This window comes from Pseudoalteromonas sp. RB2-MNA-CIBAN-0110 (genome assembly GCF_040309305.1).
Lineage (GTDB): Bacteria > Pseudomonadota > Gammaproteobacteria > Enterobacterales > Alteromonadaceae > Pseudoalteromonas > Pseudoalteromonas arctica.
This window is the reverse complement of sequence record NZ_JBEOOQ010000015.1, coordinates 49,897-74,425: the sequence shown is the minus strand read 5'-3', so window position 1 is coordinate 74,425 and position 24,529 is coordinate 49,897. Positions and strand designations below refer to the sequence as shown.

Below are 24,529 nucleotides of genomic sequence, written 5' to 3'. Positions count from 1 at the left end.
AGAGTAACTTTCTAATGGTGAACGAACAATATCAAAAGTCTAAACAACAACTAGCCTACTCACGTAAGCAAGTTGAAAAGGCTGGTCGTATTTTTCGTAAAAATGAAGGTGATTTTGACTTTGCAATAGAGGTTGTACAGAATTATCGTGCAGCACATTTATATCCGCTGACTATTATTAAAAACCTCGTATGGAAACATGTAAAAAAGCTTCATTTGCTAGAGTCGGCGACTATAGTTAGACGCTTAAAGCGCTTGCCAACTATTATAGATAAGTTACAAAGAGCCTCGTTAGATGGTAAAAGTGAAAACGCAATAAATCTGAAGCGAATGCACGATATAGGTGGCTGCCGAGTAATCTTAGATAATCTAGAGCATCTATATCAACTCAACGCCAGTTTAGACTCGAGTAGAGCTGTTCATAGCGTTAAGTCATATGATTATATTGAAAACCCAAAAGCGACGGGCTACAGAGGTATTCATCGTGTTTATAAAAGTTATAACAATTTAGAATCTCACGATTATAAAGGCTTTCAAATTGAAGTTCAGTTGCGCACTAGGCTTCAGCACCTTTGGGCTACTACTGTTGAAATTGTAGATATTATTGAAAAAGAAACACTAAAAACTAATCCCCAAGCAGCCGACACAGATTGGAAGCGATTATTTTTTATCATGGGTGAGTTTCTTGCAGTCAAAGATGGTTCAAATCAATTAAGTTCACAACAATCGCAGGCCTTTGTTGATGAGCTTTCGGCACTAAATAAAAAGCTAGCCGCATTTCATAAGCTTGATGCATTTAATCGCGCATTCCAAGTTGACGAAATTAAAAATAAATCGAAAGATACAGGCTTTGCTTTACTCGTTCACAACACAGAAACACAAATGGGTCGAGTCTTTTTATATGCAGAGAATAAAAAGCAAGAAGCTCTAACACATTACGCCGAACAAGAAAAACAAACTCACAATAACGTGCTTCTGGTAGCAGGGAGCGACTTGAAATCAATAGAAAAAGCCTACCCCAACTACCTAAATAGTACCTCTGAGTTTCTTTCAGAATTCAGTCGCATATTATTGAGTTAGCTCTTTAAGTTTACCCATTAATACTTGTTGCTGGTTATACACACCCGTATCTAACACCCACCCTGTGACCAGTTTTGCCGGCGTTATATCAAATGCAGGGTTATACACATTAGCATTAGTGGGCGCCCATAAAGCCTCACCAAAGCTACCGCTAACTCCGCGCACTTCTTGAGGATTACGTTGCTCTATTTCTATATCATTACCACACGCGGTGTTGGTATCAAGCGTGGTAATAGGCGCAACTACATAAAATGGAATGTTATGAAAATGCGCTAGTACGGCTAAATTATAAGTACCCACTTTATTAGCAAAATCACCATTGGCAGCAATGCGATCAGCCCCTACCACTATTTTATCCACCTTACCTGCAGCCATTAAACTCGCCGCCATATTATCGCAAATTAATGTGTAAGGTATTTTCCAGCGCTCAAGCTCAAAGGCAGTTAAGCGACCGCCTTGTAATAATGGTCGTGTTTCATCAACCCACACATGTATGTTGCTATGCTTTTGCTGCGCTTTATAGATAACACCTAGTGCAGTACCAATACCAGCGGTTGCAAGCGCCCCTGTATTGCAATGAGTTAATATGTTGTCGCCACTATTTATAAGTTCGGCGCCACGGCTTGCCATTCGCTCACACAGCTTAATATCTTCAATAAACAACCGCTCGGCTGTGGTAACAATACCGGTAACATAATCGCTTTGCGTTAAAGCTTTACGCAATGCAGCCATACAATGCATTAAATTAACCGCCGTTGGGCGAGTGGCTTCTAGCTCATTGATTGCTTTTTCAAGCTCACTTTTAACTACCCCTTGCTCAGCTAAATACGCCACTAACAAGCTCGCGCTTAAACCAATAAGTGGAGCTCCACGTACTTTTAAACTAATGATCAGCTCTTTCATGGTTTCTACATCATGGCATTGATGCCATACCTGCTGGTGAGGTAGTAAATATTGGTCGAGCACACTAAGCGACCCGTTTTCGTATTTTACACTGCTTGCGATTAAATTTTGCATAATGCTTAAGGTATTAAAAATGCGTAACGTTATTTTACACCACTTTGAATAACTCTCAAGTTGGACTTGTAGACATCTAAACATTTAAAGGTATAGAATGCTTAAAAGCTGATTTTTGAGATTTAAACCATGACTAACTATGTTGCTTTTAATGCACAGCGCGCTATCGATTATGTATCGACATTAATTGAATCTAAACAATGTAATTTTTTTGCTCCCGGACAAGCCTTATCGGCATATGAGTTTGGTGATGGCAATCTTAATTTAGTATTTAGAATTACTGATGAGCAAAACAATAGTGTTATTTTAAAGCAAGCTCTGCCTTATGCGCGTTGCGTGGGTGAGTCGTGGCCATTAACGCTTGATAGAGCTCGTATAGAAGCACAAGTTTTGCTTAATCACGGCGCTATTTGCCCAACTTATACTGCTAGGGTTTTACATTATAGTGAAATGCAAGCACTGACTATTTTAGAAGATTTAGGTAATTTACAAATACTGCGAACTGCACAAAATAATGCTGAGCAATTTCCTAAATTGGCGCAGCACGTAGCGACCTACTTAAGCCATACTGGTTTTTATAATTCAGATTATTATTTAACCGCACAAACTAAAAAAGCACTCGTTAGCCAATTCACTAATCCTGAGCTTTGCCAAATCACTGAAGACTTATTTTTTAGCGATCCGTACATTGAGCACGAACGCAATAACTACCCAAAGCAACTACAAAGCGAAGTTGATGCAATACACAAAAACAGCGCATTAAAGTTAGAAATAGCAAAATTAAAAGCTAATTTTTTATCTAACCCGCAAACATTACTCCATGGTGATATGCATAGCGGCAGTATTTTTGTTGATTGTAATAATACAAAGATGATCGATCCTGAGTTTGGTTTTTTTGGTCCTGCTGGGTTCGATATTGGCTCTTTTATTGGCAATTTACTTTTAAATTACTGCGCACAATACGGGCATATTGAAGATTTTGTGGCTCGTCGTAATTACCAAACCCACTTATTAAGCACCCTTGTTGAATGCTATACCTTATTTGAACAGCATTGGCTTACGCTTATAAATGAGCACACTACTGATAATGCGCTAAAGGTTACAGGCTACGGTGAATACTTTATAAAAGGGGTTCTACAAGACGCCATTGGTTACTGTGGTGCTGAGTTAATTAGGCGCACCATAGGGCTTGCACATGTAACCGATATAGATAGTATTGGTGATGATAAGGCGCGTCTTATAGTGCAAAAACAAACATTAGCACTAGGCGAGCAACTTATTTTGAATGCCCACACGTGCAACAACAAAGAAGCATTTTTTAGTTTATTAATAAGCCAATTAAACTAAAAAACACTAAAAAAGGCGCTATTAGCGCCTTTTTTAGTTAGTTAAAAACTTACTTATAGTTTTCGTAAATTTTATCGAGCGGTTCTGATAAACCACTTTCTTGCACTATACGTACATGTTCACGTTTTAATTCGCGTGCACTAGTCACACCACAAGAATGGGCTATTAGCCCAGCTCCGTAATGAATGTATTTATTATAGTTAGCTACTCGTTGCGCTTTATCAGCTACATTTAAACCGCGTTGCAAACGCTCGTTATGCGTAGTGATCCCGGTCGGACAGGTATCTTTATTACATTGCATTGCCTGAATACAGCCCAGTGCAAACATATGCCCTCGAGCCGATACAACAAAATCAGCACCGAGCGCTAACGCCCAAGCAACCTTTGAAGGAACAATTAATTTACCTGAGGCGATTATTTTAATACGATCTCGCAGCCCATGTTTTTCAAGCATATTAACTACAAGCGGTAAACTTTCGCGCAGTGGTAAACCCACTGAATCCATAAGCGGTTGTGGTGCTGCGCCCGTACCACCATCAGCACTATCTATGGTAATAAAGTCAGGCGCGGACTCTATACCACGGTGGTTTATTTCAGCGAACAACGTTTCTAACCATCCGTAAGCACCAATAACGGCTTTAAACCCTGTAGGTTTACCTGTCGCGTTACGCACAGTGGCAATCATATCGAGAATATCGGCTGGGTTTTTAATTTCAGGATGACCATTGGGGCTAATAGAATCTTGCCCTTCTGGTATGCCCCTAATTTTAGCTATTTCGGCGTTAACTTTGCGCCCTGGTAACATACCGCCTTTACCTGGTTTTGCACCTTGGCTCATTTTAAGTTCAAACATTTTTACTTGTTCGTGAGCCGCTATTTCTTTTAGCTTTTCGGTACTTAAATTTCCATGCTCGTCTCGTGCACCATATTTAGCTGTACCAATCTGAAACACTAAATCGGCACCACCTTCTAAATGATAAGGACTTAATCCCCCTTCACCGGTGTTCATCCAACAACCCGCTAGTTTTGCCCCTTTTGATAAGGCTCGTACAGCTGGCTTTGAAAGCGCACCAAAACTCATACCAGATACATTGAATAACGAGTTGGTCGTGTAAGGTGTTTTACAGTATGGACCCAAAGTAACATTACTCGGGTCGAGCGCTTCTTCGTCTAAAGTAGGAAATGCACAGTTCATAAACATAACCGTACCTGTTACTTCTAAGCTTTGCGTGGAGCCAAATGCAGCCGTACGGTCAACATCTTTTGCTGCACGATAAACCCAACTACGCTCTGCGCGGTTAAACGGCATTTCTTCTCTATCTTGAGCAAAAAAGTACTGTCTAAAAAACTCACCTTGGCGTTCAAAAAAATATCGAAAGCGACCAATAACAGGGTAATTACGTCTAATTGCATGCTTGGTTTGTGTTACATCTCGAATATAAAAAACGACAACGATTAAAACCAATAACCCTAAAACAACAATAAACATACTTGCAAATACATCAATACTAAACATTATAAAATTACTCACCCAAGGCCCCTTGATGACTGTTTTTAAAATAAAAAAGTGCTATATCACCAAAATGACATAACACTTTTATTTGTTCAAGGCTTTAACTGCCTTATATCTAATTCTGTTGTTTAGCTAACTCTGCTTTTATATATAAACGCACTTGCGTTTCAAGTACCGATAAAGGCACTGAACCATGGCGTAATATTTGATGATGAAATTCACGAATATCAAAGCTTTTTCCTAGCGCTTGCTCTGCTTCAATGCGTAAACGCTTAATAGTAAGCTCACCTATTTTGTACGAAAGCGCCTGTGCAGGCCATGTAATATAACGATCGGTTTCGGTTTTAACGTTATGCAACGAAAGCGCTGTATTTTCGCTCATAAAGTTCATGGCACGCTCGCGACTCCAGCCATACATATGCATACCTGTATCAACAACTAAACGCGCTGCTCGCCACATTTCATACGTTAAACGACCAAAACGGCTATATGGGTCTTGATAAAAGCCGGCTTCTAAACCTAAATATTCAGAGTAAAGCCCCCAACCTTCGCCAAATGCCGAGAGGTAAGCATCACGGCGATAGCTCGGCAGATTTTCAAGCTCTGCATTAAGTGATATTTGTAAATGATGGCCAGGCACGGCTTCGTGCAGCGTTAATGCTTCTAAAACATACAAAGGGCGCTTATCTAAAGCGTAAGTATTTACCCAATAATACCCTGCTTCATCATCTCGATTAGAGCCTGAATATCGACCGGTTGTGTATTTAGGTGCAATACTGGCCGGTACAGGTGCTACACCATAAGGTTTGCGCGGTAAGGTATGAAATAACTTAGGCAGTTGTGCATCCATTTTTTTTGCAATGTAAGATGCTTCTTTTAAAAGTTGCTCTGGTGTTGTGGCGTAAAATTGTGGATCAGTGCGTAAAAAGTGGATAAATTCGGCAAACGTGCCTTTAAAACCTACCTCTGCTATTACGTTTTCCATTTCACTACGAATTCGCTCAACTTCTTTTAAGCCTAGCTCGTGGATCTCTTTTGGTGTCATGTCGGTAGTGGTGTAATGCTTAGCACGGTTTTTATAAAAAGCTTTGCCATTAGGGGTTTCTGAAATACCAATACTTGTGCGAGCGCCCGGTTGGTATTGCTGCGTAAAAAACACTAAGTAATCTTTATAAGATTTTATAACCTCTTTTTTTATAATGATTTTGGCTTTTTGTTGTAGCGCTTTAAATTCACTGTCGCTCAAACCCGCTGTATTAGTTAAAAAAGGTTTATAAAACTCAGATGTAGTTACATCGTCAACAATGTAGGCATTAATTGAATCTTCATAACCTTCCAACACAGCTTTAGGTTGAGTAAGCCCTGTCTCAAGCCCTTTTTTCATCCAATACATGTTTTGCTCAAAAAAGCGTGGAACTTGCGACAATCGTGCAAGATACACTTGGTAGTCTTCCGGGTTTTTATATTGAGAACTATTTATTATGTACGACAAACCAGAATGGAACCCATATTCAGAGGTGAGCGGCATATAGTGCGCATTAAATACATATTCATCGACACTGTTTTGTACTTGAGCTCGAATAATATCGAAGTTAATTTGATTTTCGTCGCTTAGCTTTTCAATATTAATAGTGTCTAATTCAGCAAGTAATCGCGTTTTATTTTTATATTCTTGCGCTAAAAATTCAGGGGATAAATTTGGTAATAAATAACCTTCAACACCACCTACACTATCGTAAGGGTTAATGCTTTCTCTATAATCAACAATACTTTGCGCTACTTTAGTAAATTGTTGATCTGAATTTTGCATGGTCATTTGGCATGCACTTAATGAGCACAAAACCGTGATACCAAATAAAGATTGGCGAAGTGGCTTAATTAAAAAATGATTCATTATAATGTAACTTAGCAGTGTTATTAATTTCATAAAGCTATCGTAGGGTAAATAAATAGCAAGTAAATGAGACCAACCTCATAGTAATAATCCCTACTTATACCAAGTGTATTAATACGTTACATACATTAAATGAAGTAAAAACCAGCCTAATTGATGAGAAAAACAGCGATTGAGCTGCTAAAGCAAAATTTAAGTTCCCTAACTATCGTTTTTGCTTTTAAATAGCTCGGATAATGATTACTGTATAAAAAAATAATAAAAAGCTCGGACGCATAACCGCCTCATGGAATGAGATATTTTAAAATTTGCACTTATGCGTACTTAGTTGGTATTTAAAATGATGTTCCATGATTCCATGGCTATTGCACAAGAAAAAATGACCAAAGTGTGTGTTTTTTTAGAGCGTTATACGCTCCCACCTACGCCGCTGAATTATCAAGTTATTTATGCTTATACCAGTCAAACTAATCTCAAGCTAAATAAAGCTTTAGACCGTGCTATCGCTGTTGAAGACAATATAGATAGCGTTTTAATTGAACAACTACATTCTGAGTTTTTAAATACTGGCCACAAAGCGCAAGTCAACATGATTCAAAATGTTGATGGTGTTATAAACTCACTTTCTCAAAATTCTCAAGCTACTGAAAAGCAAATAATTCGCTTTGCGGGTCAAGTGAGCGAATGCGTACATTCGCTAGATGAGAACAACATAGAACAAAGCCGTCAAGCGCTTGAAGTTCTTAATAATCAAACCGCCGAATTACTCAACCAACATAAGCAATTTAAGCAAGAACTAAGCAAAGCCAAACAACTACACGAAAAAACACAAAAGCAGCTAACTCAACTTCGTAAACAGCATATTATTGATAGCCAAACAGGGCTTTATAAGCGCCATTATTTAACGCAACAAACCCAAGTGTGGACTAATCAACAAAAATCTATTTGCGCAATAGCGATTCAAATAGACAACCTTGATCACTTTACTAAAAATTATGGTGATATTATTGGTGAAGTCATTTTGAGTAAAGTCGCTAAGCAAGTGCAAAAATATGTTTTTCAAAGTGGCTTACCTGGTCGCACAGCAAAAGATCAATTTACTGTTCTCCTCGCCGACATAGACCCAGATACAGCTAATGTTATTGCCGAAAAAGTACGAAATGGGGTCGAAAAGCTACGCTTTGTTAGTTCAAAAACAGGTATCAAGCTACCAAGTATTGGCTTATCACTAGGAATTGCTCAGCATCAACAAGAAGATGATTTTAATCAGTTAGCAAAAAAAGCATCTCATGCGGCTTTTAAAGCACGTTCATTAGGTCAAAGTAGTTACACTGCAGGGCAATAAATTACCTGATAAATCATATTCAAATTGCACCTACTGTGTACAATAAAGTACACTAACCTCTATTGTCACGATAGAGATTAATCATGAACGAAACCGAACAAAAGACCACGCATTTTGGTTATAAAACAGTAGCCGAGAACGATAAAGCTTCTATGGTTGCTGATGTATTTCACTCAGTAGCTGCAAAATACGATGTAATGAATGATTTAATGTCTTTTGGGGTGCATCGTTTATGGAAACGTCAAACTATTGCAAGCTCAGGTGTTCGTAAAGGCCATCATGTACTTGATTTAGCCGGCGGCACTGGCGACTTAACGGCAAAGTTTAGCCAATTAGTGGGCGAAACGGGTCAAGTTGTTTTGGGTGATATAAACTCATCTATGCTTAAAGTAGGTCGTGAAAAACTGCATAATCTTGGATTAGTGGGCAATATCGACTACGTACAAATGAATGCAGAAATGCTACCGTTCCCAGATAATAGCTTTGATGTGATCACTATTGCCTTTGGCTTACGTAACGTTACCGATAAAGACAAAGCATTACGCTCTATGTACCGCATTTTAAAGCCAGGTGGTCGTTTACTTGTTTTAGAGTTTTCAAAACCAGAGCATGACGTACTTAGTAAAGCTTACGATTTTTACTCATTTAATTTATTGCCTACAATGGGTAAACTAGTTGCTAACGACAGTGAATCGTATAAGTATTTAGCTGAATCTATTCGTATGCATCCAGATCAAGACACGCTAAAAGCGATGATGGAAGATGCAGGCTTTGAGCAAACAACATACCAAAACCTCACAGGCGGAATTGTTGCGCTGCACCGTGGTTTTAAATATTAAGGCTAGCAGTTATGGCGCTTGAGAAAATAACAAAAAATAATAATGATGCAATGCCATCTGAATTTTTTATGTTACCTAATTTTGTACTTTCGCTTATTGAGCGTGTACTAAATCAAGCACTTAGCCTTGACCCACAATTATCCCAAAAGCTAAGCGCCGTTAAACATCAGCGCTTAGTGGTTGAAGTAAGAGATTGGCAACAAAGCATCCAACTTGTTTATAGCGCTGAGCAATTACACTTATACAGTGCTCAAAATAATGAAAACGCAGATTGTATGATCAGCGCAGACATAGACACGCTTTTAGCGCTTAAAAACCCAGCTATGCTTACCCAGTTAATTCGCCAAGATAAGCTCGACTTACAAGGCGATTTAAATATTGCGCAAACTTATAGCAATGCGTTTTCAGGCATTGATATTGATTGGCCTGAACAGCTCTCTAGATACATTGGCGATACCCCCGCTCAGCAGTTATATCTGCACTTAAAAAAACTAAAACAAAAGAGCAGCAAAACCAACACTAAAATAAGTACAATGCTTATAAGTTTATGCCAAGATGAGCTCGCAATTACTATTCACCCATTAGAACTTGAGCAATTTAAACAAAAAAATAGAGAACTCAAAGGCCAAGTCGCTGCTGTTGAGCTGCGTATAAATACCTTGTTAAACTCTTTTTCACCTTCAAACACCCGCTAAGGATTTTTTGTGTCGACTGCACGTTTGTATAACATCACCAAAACATTACTTAGCTATGGGTTAGACGAGCTAATTCCAAAACATAAGATCCCTTGGTTTGGTAAAGTAGCTCGTGGCAGTTTGTTTTGGCTGCGTAATCAGCACAAAGAAAAACCTGCAGGGCTACGTTTACGTTTGGCACTACAAGAGCTTGGTCCTGTTTGGATTAAGTTTGGCCAAATGCTCTCTACTCGTCGTGATTTACTCCCGCATGATATCGCTTTAGAGCTTGCGTTTTTACAAGATCAAGTTCAGCCATTTGAAGGCGCACTTGCACAAAAAATCATAGAAAAAGCGCTAGAAATTAACGACATAAGTGAATTGTTTAGTGAGTTTTCACAAACTCCACTGGCCTCAGCATCTATAGCGCAAGTACATACAGCAAAGCTTATTGATGAGCAAAGCATTGAGCAAGATGTAGTAATTAAGGTTATTAGACCCAATATTTACGAGCAAATTAATGCCGACTTAGCGTTAATGGAAAAGCTCGCTAAGGTACTTGCAAAAGTCCATAACGAATCAAAACGTCTACGCCCCGTTGAAGTGGTTAAAGAATACAAAAAAACACTCCTAGACGAGCTCGATTTAATGCGAGAAGGTGCCAACGGGATTCAACTAAAACGCAATTTTGAAGGCTCTGATTCATTATATATCCCTGCAGTTTACAGTGATTACAGCCGTAGCAATGTGCTGGTAATGGAGCGTATTTACGGTATACCTGTGTCTGATACGGATGCATTACTGGCGCAAAACACTAATATGAAATTACTTGCTGAGCGCGGCGTAGAAGTGTTTTTTACGCAGGTGTTTAGAGACAGCTTTTTTCATGCCGACATGCACCCTGGTAATATATTCGTCTCTCGCGAGCATCCTGAAAATCCAATGTATATCGGTATTGATTGCGGTATAGTTGGTACGTTAAGCAAAGAAGATAAACGCTATTTAGCTGAAAACTTTATCGCCTTTTTTAATCGTGATTATCGCCAAGTTGCACAGCTACACGTTGATTCAGGTTGGGTACCACCAGATACTAGCATTGAAGAATTTGAATTTGCGATTCGCACAGTTTGCGAGCCTATATTTAATAAACCTTTGGCTGAAATTTCATTTGGTCACGTGCTCGTAAATCTATTTAATACTGCACGTCGTTTTAACATGCAAGTACAACCGCAATTAGTATTGCTACAAAAAACCTTATTATACGTTGAAGGATTAGGGCGTCAGCTTTACCCGCAACTCGACTTGTGGAAAACAGCCAAACCCTTTTTAGAAGATTGGGTGAAGCAGCAAGTTGGACCGCTATCAGTACTGAAGCAAATGTATGCTAACTTGCCATTTTGGGCTGAAAAAATGCCTGAACTACCTGATCTAATTTACCAAAATTTAAAGCGTGCACCACACGCTCATCAACCTCAAGAACAAAAGGTATCTCATAAACCTTTAATATTGAGTTTATTTGGTAGTGCTACAATGATTATGGCAACACTTTGTTATTTACAGCACGATTTAGTAGCTGCAAGCATTGCAATAGCCTTATCTGCTATTAGCTTTATTGCAGCATGGCGCAACGCATAAACTGAGTGCTATTTGCGCTATTGGGCGTATAATTAGTATTTAAAATATACATTTAACCGTTTTATATATTGGAGAAAACCATGGGTTTTAGTGGTATTAGTATTTGGCAATTATTAATTGTTTTAGCGATCATAGTTTTACTTTTCGGCACAAAAAAACTACGCGGTATGGGTGGTGATATTGGAGGCGCTGTTAAAGGCTTCAAAAAAGCAATGTCGGACGACACAGCGAGTGAGCAAGAAAAATCAGAGCAAATTCAACAATCAGAAAAAAGCACCGTTGACGACTCAACCAATACTGAAAAAAACAAAGATAGCAATAAGGTTTAATTAGTATGGGAATGTGGGAACTTGTTGTTGTTTTTATTGTTGGCTTAGTGGTGCTCGGCCCTGAGCGCTTACCTGTTGCTATTAGAACAGTGAGTAAATGGGTTAAAACCGCTAAATCACTTGCCAACTCGGTAAAAGCCGAAGTAAGTGAAGAACTGCGTATTCATGAACTTCACGAAAACCTTAAAAAAGCAGAACAACAAGAACTAAAAGACTTAAGCCCTGAGCTACAAAGTTCATTAACGGAGCTACAAAAAGCGGCTGAGTCAGTTACTCACAGCTACAAAAAAACACAACCTGATACATCAAATAACCAACAACTTGATGAAAAAAAGTGAAATTTATCTCTCACTTTGTGGTCAACTCACTACATGGTATAAAAAATAATGGTTGAGGAAGTAAAATCGGGGTTTGTATCTCATTTAATTGAGTTACGTGATCGACTGATAAAAGCGCTATTGAGCATTTTATTATTTTTTATCGCGCTGTTTTATTTTAAAGATAATATTTACGAACTTATAGCTGCACCATTAGTGGTTCATTTACCTAATGGCGCGACCATGATAGCTATAAATGTGAGTGACCCTTTTATAGTCCCTATGATGCTTACTTTTTTTGTTGCGGCTTTATTATCTACTCCATGGATACTTCATCAAATTTGGGGGTTTATAGCTCCTGGCTTGTACCAAAATGAAAAAAAAATGCTAATACCTATACTAATCTCAAGCGTTGTCTTGTTTTATGGGGGTATCGCTTTTTGCTACTTTGCAGTACTACCAATTATATTAGGTTTTTTTACAAGTACAGGTCCCGAAATGATGACTCTAGCACCCGATATCGCTAGCTATTTAGGATTCGTATTAAAACTATTTTTTGCATTCGGTGTCGCTTTCGAAATTCCAGTAGCTATTATGCTGCTATGCTGGAGTGGCGCAACAACAACAAAAAGCTTAAAAGAAAAGCGCCCTTATATCGTGGTGGGTGTATTTGTAGTGGCAATGTTTTTAACACCGCCTGATGTTTTATCACAAACATTATTAGCATTTCCGATGCTTCTTTTGTTTGAACTAGGTTTAATTTTAGCAAAATTTTATACCGCCAAACCACAAAAAGAATCTGAGGAATAAAATGAAAAAACAACTACTCTCACTATTGGTTTTATTAAGTGCGCCTACTTTTGCTGCGCAAACTGAATTTAATACTCAGGCCCTGCAAGCATGTAGCTTTATTGAAAATGACTTTAACCGATTACTTTGCTATGACAATACAATTGCTGGTAAATCACTAACAAAGCCAACAATAACAAAAACACTCACTCCACCAACGGCTAACAATGTACCTCAAGCCGTAGCTGCTGCACCAATGCAAGCAAAGGCAAAAACTGACGATTTTGGCTTAGAGCACAAAGAATCACAGGTAGAAAAAGAGACTGAAATTAAAGCTATGGTTACTTCAGTGAAAGAAGCAGCTTATGGCGAGTTAATTATTTCGCTAGATAACGGCCAACAATGGCGTCAAATTGGCTCTGACAGCATGCGTTTAAAAGAAAACGATACAATTGTAATCAGCCGTGGTGCATTCAACTCCTTTTTACTGAAACAAGACGGTAAAAACCGCTCTATTCGCGTTAAACGTACTAAGTAATGTCATATACGTTAATTGATGCTGGAGTTAACTTAACTAATCATCAATTTGATGACCAGCATTATGATGTAATTACCCGTGCAAGCGAAGCCGGTGTTACAAATATGCTTATTATAGGTTGTGATATTGCGAGTAGTCAGCAATCACTTGAACTTGCGATAAAACATCTCCAATATTCTACGGCGGGTGTCCACCCACATGATGCTAAATCGGCGACGAATGAATTAGAAGCACAATTAACTGCACTTGCAAACAATAAGCAAGTCATAGCGATTGGTGAATGCGGCCTTGATTATAACCGTGACTTTTCGCCTCGCGATGTACAGCGTAGTGTTTTTAGACGCCACCTAGCACTTGCCGAAAAATTAGATTTACCTGTTTACTTACATGAACGTGATGCAAGTGACGACATGCTAAGTATTTTAAAAGAGTTTAATATTCGCGGTGTACTCCACTGCTTTACGGGTAACTCAGCAGCTCTAAAGCAATATTTAGATTTAGGTCTGTATATTGGTATAACGGGTTGGGTATGTGATGAAAGGCGTGGTAAAGATTTACAACAACTAGTGCCTAGCATTCCTCTAGATCGATTATTAATAGAAACTGATGCACCATTTTTAATTCCACGAACAGTTAAGCCAAAACCTAAATCGCGTAAAAATGAACCCGCTCTGCTTCCTTATATTTGCCAAACAGTTGCGCAACTTTATCAAATAGATGAAGAAGTTGTGGCCCGCAAAACTACAGAAAACTTTTACAATGTTTTTGGTTTAAAGAGCTGCTAATGGCGTGCGCAAAAGCATTACTAAGTCTATTGATGCTTCTTTGCACTTTTTGCTCTTTCGCAAGCCCTGTAATAATAAAACATGATTTTAACTCCCAAAACATTAATAACCTGCATTACTCTTTTGAACCAACTTCGCTATTAGATGCACAACAAAGTAGCCATATACAGTGGCAAAAAAACACAGGTAAACCTCTTAACCTAGGTCTTGAGCAGCGTTCTGTATGGATGAAATTTAAAATAAAAAACACGCTTAGTTATAATACCGAACAACTGTTGTCACTAAACAACCCTCTGCTAAACGACGTTCAAGTATATCAGTTACATAACTCGCAATTAATTTCTCACACCCAAATTGGCGATGCATACCCCCTTGATAAACGTGCGATTAAGAGTGAATCTTTATTAGTTAAATTAATTAGCCCTGCAAATAGCGAAACCATTATTATTATGAGAGTGACGAATAGCTCCGGCTTGCGAGTCCCTTTAACGCTGTGGCAACCAGAAGCTTATTTGGCACATAAAGGTAAACTTAATTTACTCTATGGCTTATTGATTGGTTTTATATTTTCTTTAGGTGTGAGTTGCTTAGTTTTATATAGTTTTTCACGTAAACGTTATTTTGTTTATGCTGGTTTAATTACCCTCACATTAGGTAGTTTATTAGCCTACATTTGTGGCTTTGGCCTAAAATATATTCATCCTAATTTGCCAGCGTTACAGCAAGTTATGATCCCTATATTACTTATGCTTATTGCTTTAATGTTTTTGCCTTTACAAAAGCAAATTTGCCATCCAAAGCCCTCTTTTTTACTTACGGTTCAAAAAGTGATAGTTAACGCATTAGGTGTCTCGTTATTGTTTATTTGGCTATTTCCAACCCATATAGTGACACTATTTTGCTTAACTACTATCCCAATCGTTTTAGGCTTTTATATTGCAACTACACTTATGTGCATACGTTTATCACCTTCTAAACCTAATAAAGCGCTACTGCTCGTATTAGTTTTTTTCTTGGTGGTGATGCTTTATTTTATTGTTGCAGTAATAGGGCTATACGCCTTTGACAGAAGTACATTAGCATTTGTATTTACATGCTTTTTTAGCTGCACATTTTGTCTATGCTACAGTGTAATGAAGTTATTTATTTTGCAACGTGATGAAGAAGTAATTGCTCAGCAAACCTTGATTGCTGAAAATGCGGCTCAAGATACGCTACTTAAAGAGCGCTTAAAGTTACAAGAAAAAACACGCCAAGAACTCGAATCACAAGTCGACGAACGCACCTTTGAATTACAAGTTACACTCAGAGAACTTGAAGAAAAAAACCGCTCACTTGAGTTACTCAATACCGAAGACGCTTTAACCGGAATAAAAAACAGACGCTTTTTTGATAAAAAGCTAATAATGGAGATTCGTCGCTCTCGCCGAGAACAAACACCGCTTAGTATTGTTATGCTTGATATAGACCGATTCAAAAGTATTAACGATACATACGGACACATAATTGGCGATCAAGTTATTAAAGCTGTATCTGACCTTATAAAAGATCATTTAAAGCGACCACTCGATGAAGTTGCTCGTTATGGCGGTGAAGAGTTTGTGGTGCTATTACCTAATACCCCCAGCGAAGGTGCACAAGACATAGCTGAAAAAATACGAGCAGCTATCTCAGCCAGTACAGTAACGGTTGCCAATAATGATATTCAATTTACAATTAGCGCTGGTGTATACACCAGCATTGCTGATGATGTTAGCAACCCTCAAATTTTTACTGAGTGCGCCGACAAAGCACTTTATTACGCAAAGCAACATGGCCGTAATCAAGTAATCACTTTTCCATTACCACAGTAGGAGCATATTAATATGGCCCAGTCAGGATTAGACCTTTTCCCGTATACTCGCATGCGCAGAATGCGCCGCAGCGACTTTTCTCGCCGCTTAATGGCCGAAAACCAACTTAGCGTAAACGATTTAATTTACCCTGTATTTGTACTAGAAGGTAAAAATCGTCGCGAAGCAATTGAATCAATGCCTGGTATTGAACGTCTATCGATAGATTTACTATTACTTGAGGCAAAAGAACTTGTTGAGCTTGGCGTACCTGCCGTTGCTATTTTTCCGGTAACCCCTGCGGACAAAAAATCACTATTTGCCGAAGAAGCATATAATGACGATGGCTTAGTGCAACGCACTGTTCGCGCTTTAAAAGAAGCCTTTCCTGAGTTGGGTGTAATTACTGATGGTGCACTTGATCCATTCACGACGCACGGTCAAGACGGCATTATTGATGACACAGGCTATGTAATAAACGACGTAACCACCGAAATTTTAGTTAAACAAGCACTCTCGCATGCAGAAGCGGGCGCTGATGTAATTGCCCCTTCGGACATGATGGATGGCCGTATTGCTGCAATTCGTGAAGCACTTGAAGCTGATGGGTTTGTGCATACCCGTATTATGGCCTACTCAGCTAAGTACGCATCTAGCTACTATGGCCCATTTAGAGACGCAATAGGTTCTGCTGGGAACTTAAAAGGTGCCGATAAAAAAACCTACCAAATGGACCCAGCAAACTCTGATGAAGCAATACGTGAAGTCGCATTAGACTTACAAGAAGGCGCTGATATGGTCATGGTTAAGCCTGGCATGCCTTATTTAGATATTGTACGTCGTGTTAAAGACGAGTTTGGTGTACCTACTTTCGCATATCAGGTAAGTGGCGAGTATGCAATGCACAAAGCAGCTATTGATAACGGTTGGTTAAGTGAGGAAGCTACTATAATGGAGTCTTTACTTGCATTTAAGCGTGCAGGCGCTGATGGAATATTGACCTATTTTGCTAAGCAAGCCGCACAATACCTAGCTAAAAAGTAAGGTTTTTATAAAAAGGCGGTTAAATCGCCTTTTATTTACATTCGTTTACATTTTTGTATTATTTTCGTCATATTTATTCTCTAAACTGGTGTCCCATTTTGGGATTAATACACGGGAATAATAAAAAAATGTTTAAAACAAAAATAACACCACTCGCACTTGTTATAGCAAGTCTCAGTGCACCAGCCTCTGCAGATCTAATCATTTCAGAATACATAGAGGGAAGCAGTAATAATAAAGCAATTGAGCTTTATAATAATGCACCTACCTCAATAGTACTTGATGGATACACATTAGGACTGTATTCAAACGGTAGCGATACTGTAGGAAATTCTATTGCTTTAACAGGTGAATTAGCTGCAAATACAACATACGTAATTGCCAACTCCGGCGCAATTGAAGACATACTAAGTATTTCCGATACTACTAGCACTGTTACATTTTACAACGGTGACGATGCTCTTGTGTTAACAAAAGATGGTATTGTAGTCGATAGCTTTGGTCAAGTGGGTGTAGATCCAGGGTCATTTTGGTCTGATGCCTCAGCACAAACGCAAAACAAAACACTCCGTAGAAAAGACAGTATTACAACAGGCCGCACTGATTCAACATCAGCGTTTAGCCCTAGCGATGAATGGGTTCAATTTGATATAGATACATTCGATGGATTAGGTTCTCATTCTGGTTCTGAAGGCAGTGCTCCTGAACCAATTCCAGAACCAGAACCACTTGAACCACTTGTTTGTGGCGCAGAAAAAGTACTAATTAACGCTATACAAGGCGATAGCTCTGCAAGCCCGCTTGTTAATACTTTAGTAGAGTTTGAGGGTATTGTAACCGCAGACTTCCAAGATGATGATCAATTAAAAGGCTTTTTCGTTAGCTCACTTGCTGCTGACATAGATGCAAATCCTCTCACCTCTGAAGGTGTATTTGTTTATTTTGCAGATATTGACGTAAACGTAGGCGACCATGTACGTGTACAAGGTACTGTAGAAGAATATTTTGATGCAACACAAATCGGCAGTGTTAGCCAAGTTGCCGTATGTGGCACTGGTTTAGCTGCAGCAGCTACAAAAATCACTTTACCTTTAGCTGATACAACTGATTTAGAAGCTTTTGAAGGTATGTTAGTTACATTAGAACAACCATTAGTAGTAACTAATAACTTTGGCCTTGGTCGATATGGTGAAGTTGAATTAGCTACAGAACGCTTGTATCAAGGTACCCAAGTTGCATTACCTGGAGATGCAGCTAATGCAGTTGAAACTGAAAATCTACTTAAAAAGATTTTACTAGATGATGGCTCTACAGTACAAAACTTAGACCCTACAGCCTACCCAACTCCAGGCTTATCAGCAGAAAATACATTACGTACTGGCGATACAGTTAATACGGTTACGGGGGCACTTGCTTATAGCTTTAGCCTTTACAGAATCCACCCAACTGTAGCACCTTCGTTTATTGCAACAAATGCACGTGAAAATGCGCCTGAACTTAATGCTGAAGCAGATTTACGTGTAGCTAGCTTTAACGTACTTAATTACTTTAATGGTGATGGCCAAGGCGGAGGGTTCCCGACAGCCCGAGGTGCAGATTCAGAAGCTGAATTTACTCGCCAAGAAGCTAAAATTGTAAGTGCCATTAGCGCTATCCAGGCCGATGTTGTTGGTTTAATGGAAATTGAAAATGATGGTTTTGGCGAATTTAGTGCAATTGCAAGCTTAGTAGATGCATTAAATGACGCTGATAGTGCTAACAACTATGCATTTGTTGATTTTAACGTAGATCAAATTGGTACCGATGCAATTACTACCGCACTTATCTATCGTGCTAACAAAGTAGAAGAAGTAGGTACTGCTGCTATTACGACTGAGGCTCCATTTGATTTTAGTAACCGTGCTCCAATTGCACAAAGCTTTAAATCATTAGAAACTGATGAAGTATTTACTGTTGCTGTGTCACACCTTAAATCTAAAAGCTGTGGTAGTGCTTCTGGAAACAATGCAGATTCAGGTGATGGACAAGGCTGTTGGAATGAAATACGCACAGAAGGTGCTAATGCATTCGCAAATTGGCTTGATAGCAAACCAACCGGTGTTGACGACGAAGATACTATTTTAGTCGGCGATATGAATGCTTACGCAATGGAAGATCCTATACGTGCATTTGCTGATAAAGGCTACAAAAATGTAGTTGCAGAAATTGATGGTGATACGCTTGGTTATTCTTACAGCTTTTCTGGTCGCGCTGGTAGTTTAGATCATGCAGTAGCTACCCAATCACTACTTAGCAAAATTGTCGCAGCAACAGATTGGCACATCAACGCAGATGAACCTATTTCTCTTGATTACAATGTAGAGTTTAAAAGCGAAGGTCAACAATCTAGTTTGTACTCTGAAAGTGCATACCGCGCATCAGATCACGACCCTGTAATTATTGATATTAAATCTGAAATCACTTTAACACCTGAAGAGCAAACGCCAGTTATTAAAGCTGATCAAGTTTTTGCAGTCGATGAAAACAGCGCAATTGGCACAATTATCGGCACACTCGATTTTAGTGATCCAAATGCCGATGAATCACCAGTTGTTAAATTTATTACATCTGATAATGACAGCGTTTCTATTAACAATCAGGGGCAGCTAATTGTTGCTGGAGAGATTGATTACGAATTTGAAAATCGTATTACTTTAACAGTGCAAGCTCAGGATAGCGTGGGTAACTTATCTAACGTTGAAAAAGTAGCCGTGAAAGTAAATAACTTACGCTCAGATGATGATAATGATGCAGGTTCATTATTATGGTTATCACTTCTTTTAGCACCACTATCAATAGTGCGTCGATTTAAAAAGAAATAACTAAGTTAAATCTAAACATTTAAAAGCCGCTCTTGCGGCTTTTTTATTTTATACAAATGTAATTCAGACAAGCTTCATTAAACCCCCCGTAATATGTTCAGACGATCTGTGAATCTTCTAGTAATTAATCAGTAACAACTACATACATTTGAGTGAATTTTACACAACAAAACCTCAGTGAATTATGTATATAAATCTTACCTATTGAAAAATATGAACTTTTATTAAGGTTTAAATTTTGCTCTAAGTTATTTAGAAGATACTTACAAAATAAAATCAATATTTACCCTAAACGTAAAAATAAGTCGTGTTTTTATAAAGGAATGAGAATGAAACAACTAACCCAAAATCTGCCTAAATGGCAAAAGAAGTCAGCACCACTACTGGGTCTACTTATTATTTTTTCGACTTGGGGCAATAGCAACCAAGCGATTGCTGCAACCGTTGATGTAGCAATCCCACAAAGTAGCTTATTTGACGTAATTAGCGCCCGCGCTAAAAAGTTAGCAAGCGAAGAATACGTGGCGCCTAAAAACATTGAGCTTGAAGCACTTAACAATATTGATTATCAAGATTACCGTTCAATTCGATTTAAAAAAGACAAAGCAGTATGGAAAGATGAAGGCCTGTACGAGCTGCAATTATTCCATCCTGGTTTTTTATATAAAACACCTGTGACAATAAATACCGTTGATAGCGACTCTAAACGCAGTCGCTTACCTTTCAGTACTGACTTTTACCAATACGATGGCACTGCTGCACCACTACAAGAAGAAATAGCTAAAAGTGTTGCGGATACTCAACTAGGCCATGCTGGATTTCGCTTACATTACCCGTTAAATACTAACGAGTATAAAGACGAAGTAATGGTATTTCAGGGAGCATCGTATTTTAGAGTTGTTGGCCCTCAGCAAGTTTATGGATTATCAGCTAGAGGCCTTGCCATTGATACTGCAGAAAATTCAGGTGAAGAATTTCCAATGTTCAAAGAGTTTTGGTTAGTTAAACCAAAGGCCGACCAAACACAAATTACCATTTTTGCATTATTAGATAGCCCATCTATATCGGGTGCATACAAGTTTAGTGTTGACCCTACAACTAATATGCTAGTTGATGTTGATATGCAGATATTTGCACGTAAAGACATTAAAAAGCTCGGCGTAGCTCCATTAACGAGTATGTTTTACCACGGTGAAAACAGTACCAAATTTTTTGATGACTATCGCCCTGAAGTTCATGACTCGGATGGCCTATTAACTCAATCTGCTGATGATAAATGGGTATGGCGCCCTCTTAACAACCCTTCACAGCTAAGTGTAACTTCGTTTTCATACAATAATCCAAAAGGTTTTGGGTTAGCTCAACGAGATCGAGATTTTAATAACTATCTGGACACAGAAGCACATTACCACAACCGCCCTAGTCTATGGATTGAACCACAAGGTGAATGGGGAAATGGCCGTGTAGAGCTTGTAGAGATACCTACTGACACAGAAACTAACGACAATATCGTCAGTTACTGGGTACCAGAAAAGCCAATGAAAGCCGGTGATTCATTAAAGCTAAGCTACAAAATGACGACCTTTAATGCAGTTTTAACTCAGCACGAAAAAGCGAGAGTACTGCGCACAAGAATCGGTAGTGCTGCTTTACCTGGTGAGGACAACCCGCCACCAAAAAGCCATCGCCAATTTACTGTTGATTTTACTGGGTCAGAAATAAATCAACTCTCTGAACAGTTAAAGCTAGATGCCGACATTCAACTTACAACAGGCGAAGTAACCGACGTGAATGTACAAAAACTGCCTGATTCACGCGGATGGCGTGTAGCCTTTAAGATTGCACCACAGGACGATCAACCCGTTGATATGCGTTTATCGTTAAAACTACGTGATAAAGAAATTAGCGAGGTATGGAGTTATGTTTGGTACCCAAATGACATCAAGTAATAAAGGTAAGGGCACTCCAATGCCATTCAAAACATTAAGAGTTTGGCTATTTGCTATTGCAGCGCTCGGCACATCTGGCTACGGCATATCTATTATGTTTGAGATTTTAAGCTCAAACGGTATGACATTACTTGAGTATGCTCTTTTAGTATTATTCTCAATCACTTTTGCCTGGATTGTAACGGCCTTTTGTAGTGGAACAATCGGCTTTGTATTACAGCTATTACGAATTGACCCACTTACGCTAAAGCGTATTAAACCAATTGAGTTCAATAGTGAGGCAATTAACGCCCAAAAAACCGCCGTTGTAATGCCTATTTACAACGAAGACACCCACCGTGTTATCGCGGGCTTTGAAGTTAGTCTGCAATCGTTAAAAGAAACAGGCCAACTTGCAAACTTTGATTTTTACTTATTAAGCGACACGCAAGACCCAGAAATAGCTAAAAACGAGCTAAGTGCATGGCATGCATTGTGTGAACGTTTAGGTGATACGGCTAAAAACGTTTTTTATCGTCGTCGCGAAGATAACAAACACCGTAAAGTAGGTAACCTAACCGACTTTTGTGAGCGCTGGGGCAGCCAGTACGACCATATGATTGTGCTTGATGCAGATAGCGTAATGACCGGGAAATGTATGTTAGAGCTTACTACAAGTATGCTCAACAACCCACAAGCAGGCCTGATCCAAACTATTCCGATCCCTGTTCGTCAAGATACCTTTTTTGGCCGCTTTTTACAGTTTGCGTCAGTGCTATATAGCCCAATGCTCGCTACTGGCTCAGCTTTTTGGCAAACTGATAAAGCCAACTACTGGGGTCATAATGCAATCATTAGAGTTGAAGCATTTATAACGTGCTGTGGCTTGCCAACACTAAAAGGTAATGCACCTTTTGGCGGCGAAATTTTAAGTCATGACTTTGTAGAAGCTTCACTACTTCACAGTGCTGGTTGGGATGTATTGTTGCTATCAGATATTGAAGGTAGCTATGAAGAAGTACCAAGTAACATTCTAGACTACGCTGTACGCGATAGACGCTGGGTGCAAGGTAATATTCAGCACTTAGGTTTACTATCATCATCAAAATTAAAATTAATGAGTAAGCTACACTTTTTACTCGGTGCGACAGCCTATATTTCATCACTAATTTGGCTCTCAATGCTAGCGCTAAGTACTATTGATGCAGTAACGCGCGCATTAAATAGTGATGTGTACTTTAACCGTGTTTATCAATTATTCCCTACATGGCAAATAGCTAAAACCGATCTGATTGATTCACTCTTGTATTTAACTATTGTTATTTTATTAATGCCTAAACTAATGGGCATAATAGTAACCTTAATACATAGAAACAAACGCTTTGGTGGTTCAATTAAGCTCATACTAGGTTCAATCATTGAAACCGTATTTGCTATTATTGTTGCCCCATTAATGATGGTATTTCATGCTTACTTTGTACTTTGTGTGTTTTTAGGTAAAAAAGTGAAGTGGGATGCACAACCGCGCGAAGGTCGTATGGTTCCGTGGAAAGAGGCGTTTGGTTATACGTTATTCTCAACTATTGTGGCTATTGCATGGGGTTGTACGGCTTACTACTTCACGCCAGTATTCTTTTGGTGGTTATCACCTATATTGCTGGGCTTAGTATTAGGCGCTCCGATTATCCGTTATACCAGTAGCATTAAACTCGGTGTACAACTAAGAAAGTTAGGTATATTTATTTGCCCTAGTGAAGTTGATAACGACTCAACTCTAGAAGCACTTAAAATACATCTAAAAGAAATTTCGGTACCAAAGGAAGGTGCTTATCCACAAACAATACCGGCACTACCACAAGAGCAGTTGGTAACAATGCCTATCCAGTCTTTTAAGAAGCCACGCAGGCTAAAGATGAAAGCGCTAAAAGCTAAGGCTATAAAAAAGTTTAATTAGCGCGTTATAAAATACAAAAACAAAAAAGGAGCGATTAATCGCTCCTTTTTGCTATCTAAATTAAAGATCAAGCATTGCATTTATCGCTAATATTTTCAATTTTGTTAGCTGACTTATTGCAGTACATTTTAGAAATAGCTGATTGCGTTTCATCATCAAGTTGCCAGTTATAAAAATGGAACGTTTTACCATTATCTAACTCCACCTTAAAAATGGTGAAAAGAAAAAACGAACTAAATGATACGCAACTAATTTCCTCGCTATTGATATAACGCTTTGTGCATAAACGCGTATAACAAATGCCTGCTTTATAACAATGTAAAAAACGAAGATGAAGAATATTAAAAGTAGTAATAATCAGTAGAGCTGGCATTACAGTGAGAAAAACAATTTTTAGGTTCACAGAAAATATAATATGAATTAAAAATATTAAGCTGAATGCTAAAACGCATTTTGTAAATTGTAGCCACCAGTTTGGTGCTAATTTAATAGATTTCATGATTGTTACGTCTTATATAGAATTAATAGCAAACGTCTCTGCTGCGGAGACTTCCTTATCTGACTTTAGAGCTCTAGTCTAAAAGTGCTAATATTCTACATTACGTATATAGATGCATCAATAGAAGTTCTTAAAATTCATACAGTTACATTTACTTTACAATTAACCTCTTATAAACCAACCAATTAAGTAATTGAGGTAAATAAATTGCTCTCTAGTACCTTTTTATTAATTAGCAACATAGGACTAATTAATAATAAAAAGTAGTTATAAACAACTAAAAAAAATAAAACCAAATTATAGGCAATAA

At 38.5% G+C, this 24,529-nt stretch carries 19 protein-coding genes; 16 read left to right on the top strand and 3 right to left on the bottom strand.

The genetic code is table 11. The features are described from left to right. Positions 1 to 14: 14 nt before the first annotated feature. Positions 15 to 1,079, top strand: coding sequence for a RelA/SpoT domain-containing protein (locus tag AAEY68_RS09615; RefSeq protein WP_007579871.1), 1,065 nt, complete (start codon positions 15 to 17; stop codon positions 1,077 to 1,079). Here AAEY68_RS09615 and mtnA read toward each other — a convergent pair. Beyond that, the gene (gene mtnA, locus AAEY68_RS09610) at positions 1,068 to 2,096 is read right to left on the bottom strand and encodes an S-methyl-5-thioribose-1-phosphate isomerase (protein WP_350585867.1); all 1,029 of its coding nucleotides are present in this window, start codon (positions 2,094 to 2,096) and stop codon (positions 1,068 to 1,070) included. The genes AAEY68_RS09615 and mtnA overlap by 12 nt on opposite strands. 129 nt (positions 2,097 to 2,225) lie before the next feature. Between mtnA and mtnK the strand changes: the two genes are divergently transcribed. Further along, positions 2,226 to 3,443 (top strand): S-methyl-5-thioribose kinase, encoded by a 1,218-nt coding sequence (mtnK, locus tag AAEY68_RS09605; RefSeq protein ID WP_024593814.1) that lies wholly within the window; start codon positions 2,226 to 2,228, stop codon positions 3,441 to 3,443. Positions 3,444 to 3,492: 49 nt separating this feature from the next. Here the strand turns inward: mtnK and AAEY68_RS09600 are convergent, their stop codons facing one another. Together AAEY68_RS09600 and AAEY68_RS09595 are read right to left on the bottom strand one after the other, a co-directional pair. Then, positions 3,493 to 4,959, bottom strand: coding sequence for an FMN-binding glutamate synthase family protein (locus AAEY68_RS09600; protein WP_007579865.1), 1,467 nt, complete (start codon positions 4,957 to 4,959; stop codon positions 3,493 to 3,495). A gap of 112 nt (positions 4,960 to 5,071) precedes the next feature. After that, positions 5,072 to 6,850, bottom strand: a complete 1,779-nt coding sequence (locus AAEY68_RS09595) for a DUF885 domain-containing protein (RefSeq protein ID WP_024593815.1) — start codon at positions 6,848 to 6,850, stop codon at positions 5,072 to 5,074. A 358-nt stretch (positions 6,851 to 7,208) separates the two neighbouring features. Between AAEY68_RS09595 and AAEY68_RS09590 the strand changes: the two genes are divergently transcribed. The 14 genes from AAEY68_RS09590 (at position 7,209) to mdoH (ending at position 23,720) form a co-directional block, all read left to right on the top strand. Beyond that, entirely contained in the window at positions 7,209 to 8,195 is a 987-nt protein-coding gene (locus tag AAEY68_RS09590; RefSeq protein ID WP_024593816.1) for a GGDEF domain-containing protein, read from the top strand. Between the two features lie 83 nt (positions 8,196 to 8,278). Continuing rightward, the gene (ubiE, locus tag AAEY68_RS09585; RefSeq protein WP_024589468.1) at positions 8,279 to 9,034 is read left to right on the top strand and encodes a bifunctional demethylmenaquinone methyltransferase/2-methoxy-6-polyprenyl-1,4-benzoquinol methylase UbiE; all 756 of its coding nucleotides are present in this window, start codon (positions 8,279 to 8,281) and stop codon (positions 9,032 to 9,034) included. A gap of 11 nt (positions 9,035 to 9,045) precedes the next feature. Next, a complete protein-coding gene (locus AAEY68_RS09580) occupies positions 9,046 to 9,729 on the top strand; it encodes a ubiquinone biosynthesis accessory factor UbiJ (RefSeq protein WP_024593817.1) in 684 nt (227 codons plus the stop codon). Between the two features lie 9 nt (positions 9,730 to 9,738). Beyond that, positions 9,739 to 11,343 (top strand): ubiquinone biosynthesis regulatory protein kinase UbiB, encoded by a 1,605-nt coding sequence (gene ubiB / locus AAEY68_RS09575; protein WP_010554870.1) that lies wholly within the window; start codon positions 9,739 to 9,741, stop codon positions 11,341 to 11,343. Between the two features lie 80 nt (positions 11,344 to 11,423). Next, positions 11,424 to 11,672: a Sec-independent protein translocase subunit TatA gene (tatA, locus tag AAEY68_RS09570; protein ID WP_024593818.1), complete on the top strand. Its 249-nt coding sequence runs from the start codon at positions 11,424 to 11,426 to the stop codon at positions 11,670 to 11,672. 5 nt (positions 11,673 to 11,677) lie between these two features. Continuing rightward, on the top strand, positions 11,678 to 12,010 hold the full coding sequence (gene tatB, locus AAEY68_RS09565; protein WP_010554869.1) for a Sec-independent protein translocase protein TatB: 333 nt from the start codon (positions 11,678 to 11,680) through the stop codon (positions 12,008 to 12,010). A gap of 48 nt (positions 12,011 to 12,058) precedes the next feature. Next, positions 12,059 to 12,799 carry a twin-arginine translocase subunit TatC gene (gene tatC / locus AAEY68_RS09560; RefSeq protein WP_024593819.1) on the top strand — a complete coding sequence of 247 codons (741 nt, stop codon included), beginning with the start codon at positions 12,059 to 12,061 and terminating at the stop codon, positions 12,797 to 12,799. Position 12,800: 1 nt separating this feature from the next. Beyond that, positions 12,801 to 13,316, top strand: a complete 516-nt coding sequence (locus AAEY68_RS09555) for a hypothetical protein (RefSeq protein ID WP_024593820.1) — start codon at positions 12,801 to 12,803, stop codon at positions 13,314 to 13,316. Further along, a complete protein-coding gene (locus tag AAEY68_RS09550; protein ID WP_024593821.1) occupies positions 13,316 to 14,101 on the top strand; it encodes a TatD family hydrolase in 786 nt (261 codons plus the stop codon). Before AAEY68_RS09555 ends, AAEY68_RS09550 begins: the two co-directional genes overlap by 1 nt. Beyond that, positions 14,101 to 15,954, top strand: coding sequence for a sensor domain-containing diguanylate cyclase (locus tag AAEY68_RS09545; protein ID WP_197103480.1), 1,854 nt, complete (start codon positions 14,101 to 14,103; stop codon positions 15,952 to 15,954). Before AAEY68_RS09550 ends, AAEY68_RS09545 begins: the two co-directional genes overlap by 1 nt. Before the next feature lie 12 nt (positions 15,955 to 15,966). Further along, entirely contained in the window at positions 15,967 to 16,977 is a 1,011-nt protein-coding gene (gene hemB / locus AAEY68_RS09540; RefSeq protein WP_007579839.1) for a porphobilinogen synthase, read from the top strand. Between the two features lie 128 nt (positions 16,978 to 17,105). After that, positions 17,106 to 19,838 (top strand): ExeM/NucH family extracellular endonuclease, encoded by a 2,733-nt coding sequence (locus AAEY68_RS09535; RefSeq protein ID WP_024593822.1) that lies wholly within the window; start codon positions 17,106 to 17,108, stop codon positions 19,836 to 19,838. Between the two features lie 329 nt (positions 19,839 to 20,167). After that, positions 20,168 to 21,787, top strand: a complete 1,620-nt coding sequence (locus tag AAEY68_RS09530; RefSeq protein ID WP_101216230.1) for a glucan biosynthesis protein G — start codon at positions 20,168 to 20,170, stop codon at positions 21,785 to 21,787. Beyond that, the gene (mdoH, locus tag AAEY68_RS09525; protein WP_024593824.1) at positions 21,759 to 23,720 is read left to right on the top strand and encodes a glucans biosynthesis glucosyltransferase MdoH; all 1,962 of its coding nucleotides are present in this window, start codon (positions 21,759 to 21,761) and stop codon (positions 23,718 to 23,720) included. The genes AAEY68_RS09530 and mdoH overlap by 29 nt, the downstream gene beginning before the upstream one ends. Positions 23,721 to 24,529: the final 809 nt, after the last annotated feature.

Coding starts and splice junctions, on each gene's coding strand:
- AAEY68_RS09550 (WP_024593821.1), top strand. CDS start 13,316: ATGTCATATACGTTAATTGATGCTGGAGTTAACTTAACTAATCATCAA.
- mtnA (WP_350585867.1), bottom strand. CDS start 2,096: ATGCAAAATTTAATCGCAAGCAGTGTAAAATACGAAAACGGGTCGCTT.
- tatA (WP_024593818.1), top strand. CDS start 11,424: ATGGGTTTTAGTGGTATTAGTATTTGGCAATTATTAATTGTTTTAGCG.
- AAEY68_RS09595 (WP_024593815.1), bottom strand. CDS start 6,850: ATGAATCATTTTTTAATTAAGCCACTTCGCCAATCTTTATTTGGTATC.
- AAEY68_RS09615 (WP_007579871.1), top strand. CDS start 15: ATGGTGAACGAACAATATCAAAAGTCTAAACAACAACTAGCCTACTCA.
- hemB (WP_007579839.1), top strand. CDS start 15,967: ATGGCCCAGTCAGGATTAGACCTTTTCCCGTATACTCGCATGCGCAGA.
- tatC (WP_024593819.1), top strand. CDS start 12,059: ATGGTTGAGGAAGTAAAATCGGGGTTTGTATCTCATTTAATTGAGTTA.
- AAEY68_RS09545 (WP_197103480.1), top strand. CDS start 14,101: ATGGCGTGCGCAAAAGCATTACTAAGTCTATTGATGCTTCTTTGCACT.
- AAEY68_RS09600 (WP_007579865.1), bottom strand. CDS start 4,959: ATGTTTAGTATTGATGTATTTGCAAGTATGTTTATTGTTGTTTTAGGG.
- AAEY68_RS09580 (WP_024593817.1), top strand. CDS start 9,046: ATGGCGCTTGAGAAAATAACAAAAAATAATAATGATGCAATGCCATCT.
- AAEY68_RS09535 (WP_024593822.1), top strand. CDS start 17,106: ATGTTTAAAACAAAAATAACACCACTCGCACTTGTTATAGCAAGTCTC.
- mdoH (WP_024593824.1), top strand. CDS start 21,759: ATGTTTGGTACCCAAATGACATCAAGTAATAAAGGTAAGGGCACTCCA.
- ubiE (WP_024589468.1), top strand. CDS start 8,279: ATGAACGAAACCGAACAAAAGACCACGCATTTTGGTTATAAAACAGTA.
- AAEY68_RS09590 (WP_024593816.1), top strand. CDS start 7,209: ATGGCTATTGCACAAGAAAAAATGACCAAAGTGTGTGTTTTTTTAGAG.
- AAEY68_RS09530 (WP_101216230.1), top strand. CDS start 20,168: ATGAAACAACTAACCCAAAATCTGCCTAAATGGCAAAAGAAGTCAGCA.
- tatB (WP_010554869.1), top strand. CDS start 11,678: ATGGGAATGTGGGAACTTGTTGTTGTTTTTATTGTTGGCTTAGTGGTG.
- AAEY68_RS09555 (WP_024593820.1), top strand. CDS start 12,801: ATGAAAAAACAACTACTCTCACTATTGGTTTTATTAAGTGCGCCTACT.
- mtnK (WP_024593814.1), top strand. CDS start 2,226: ATGACTAACTATGTTGCTTTTAATGCACAGCGCGCTATCGATTATGTA.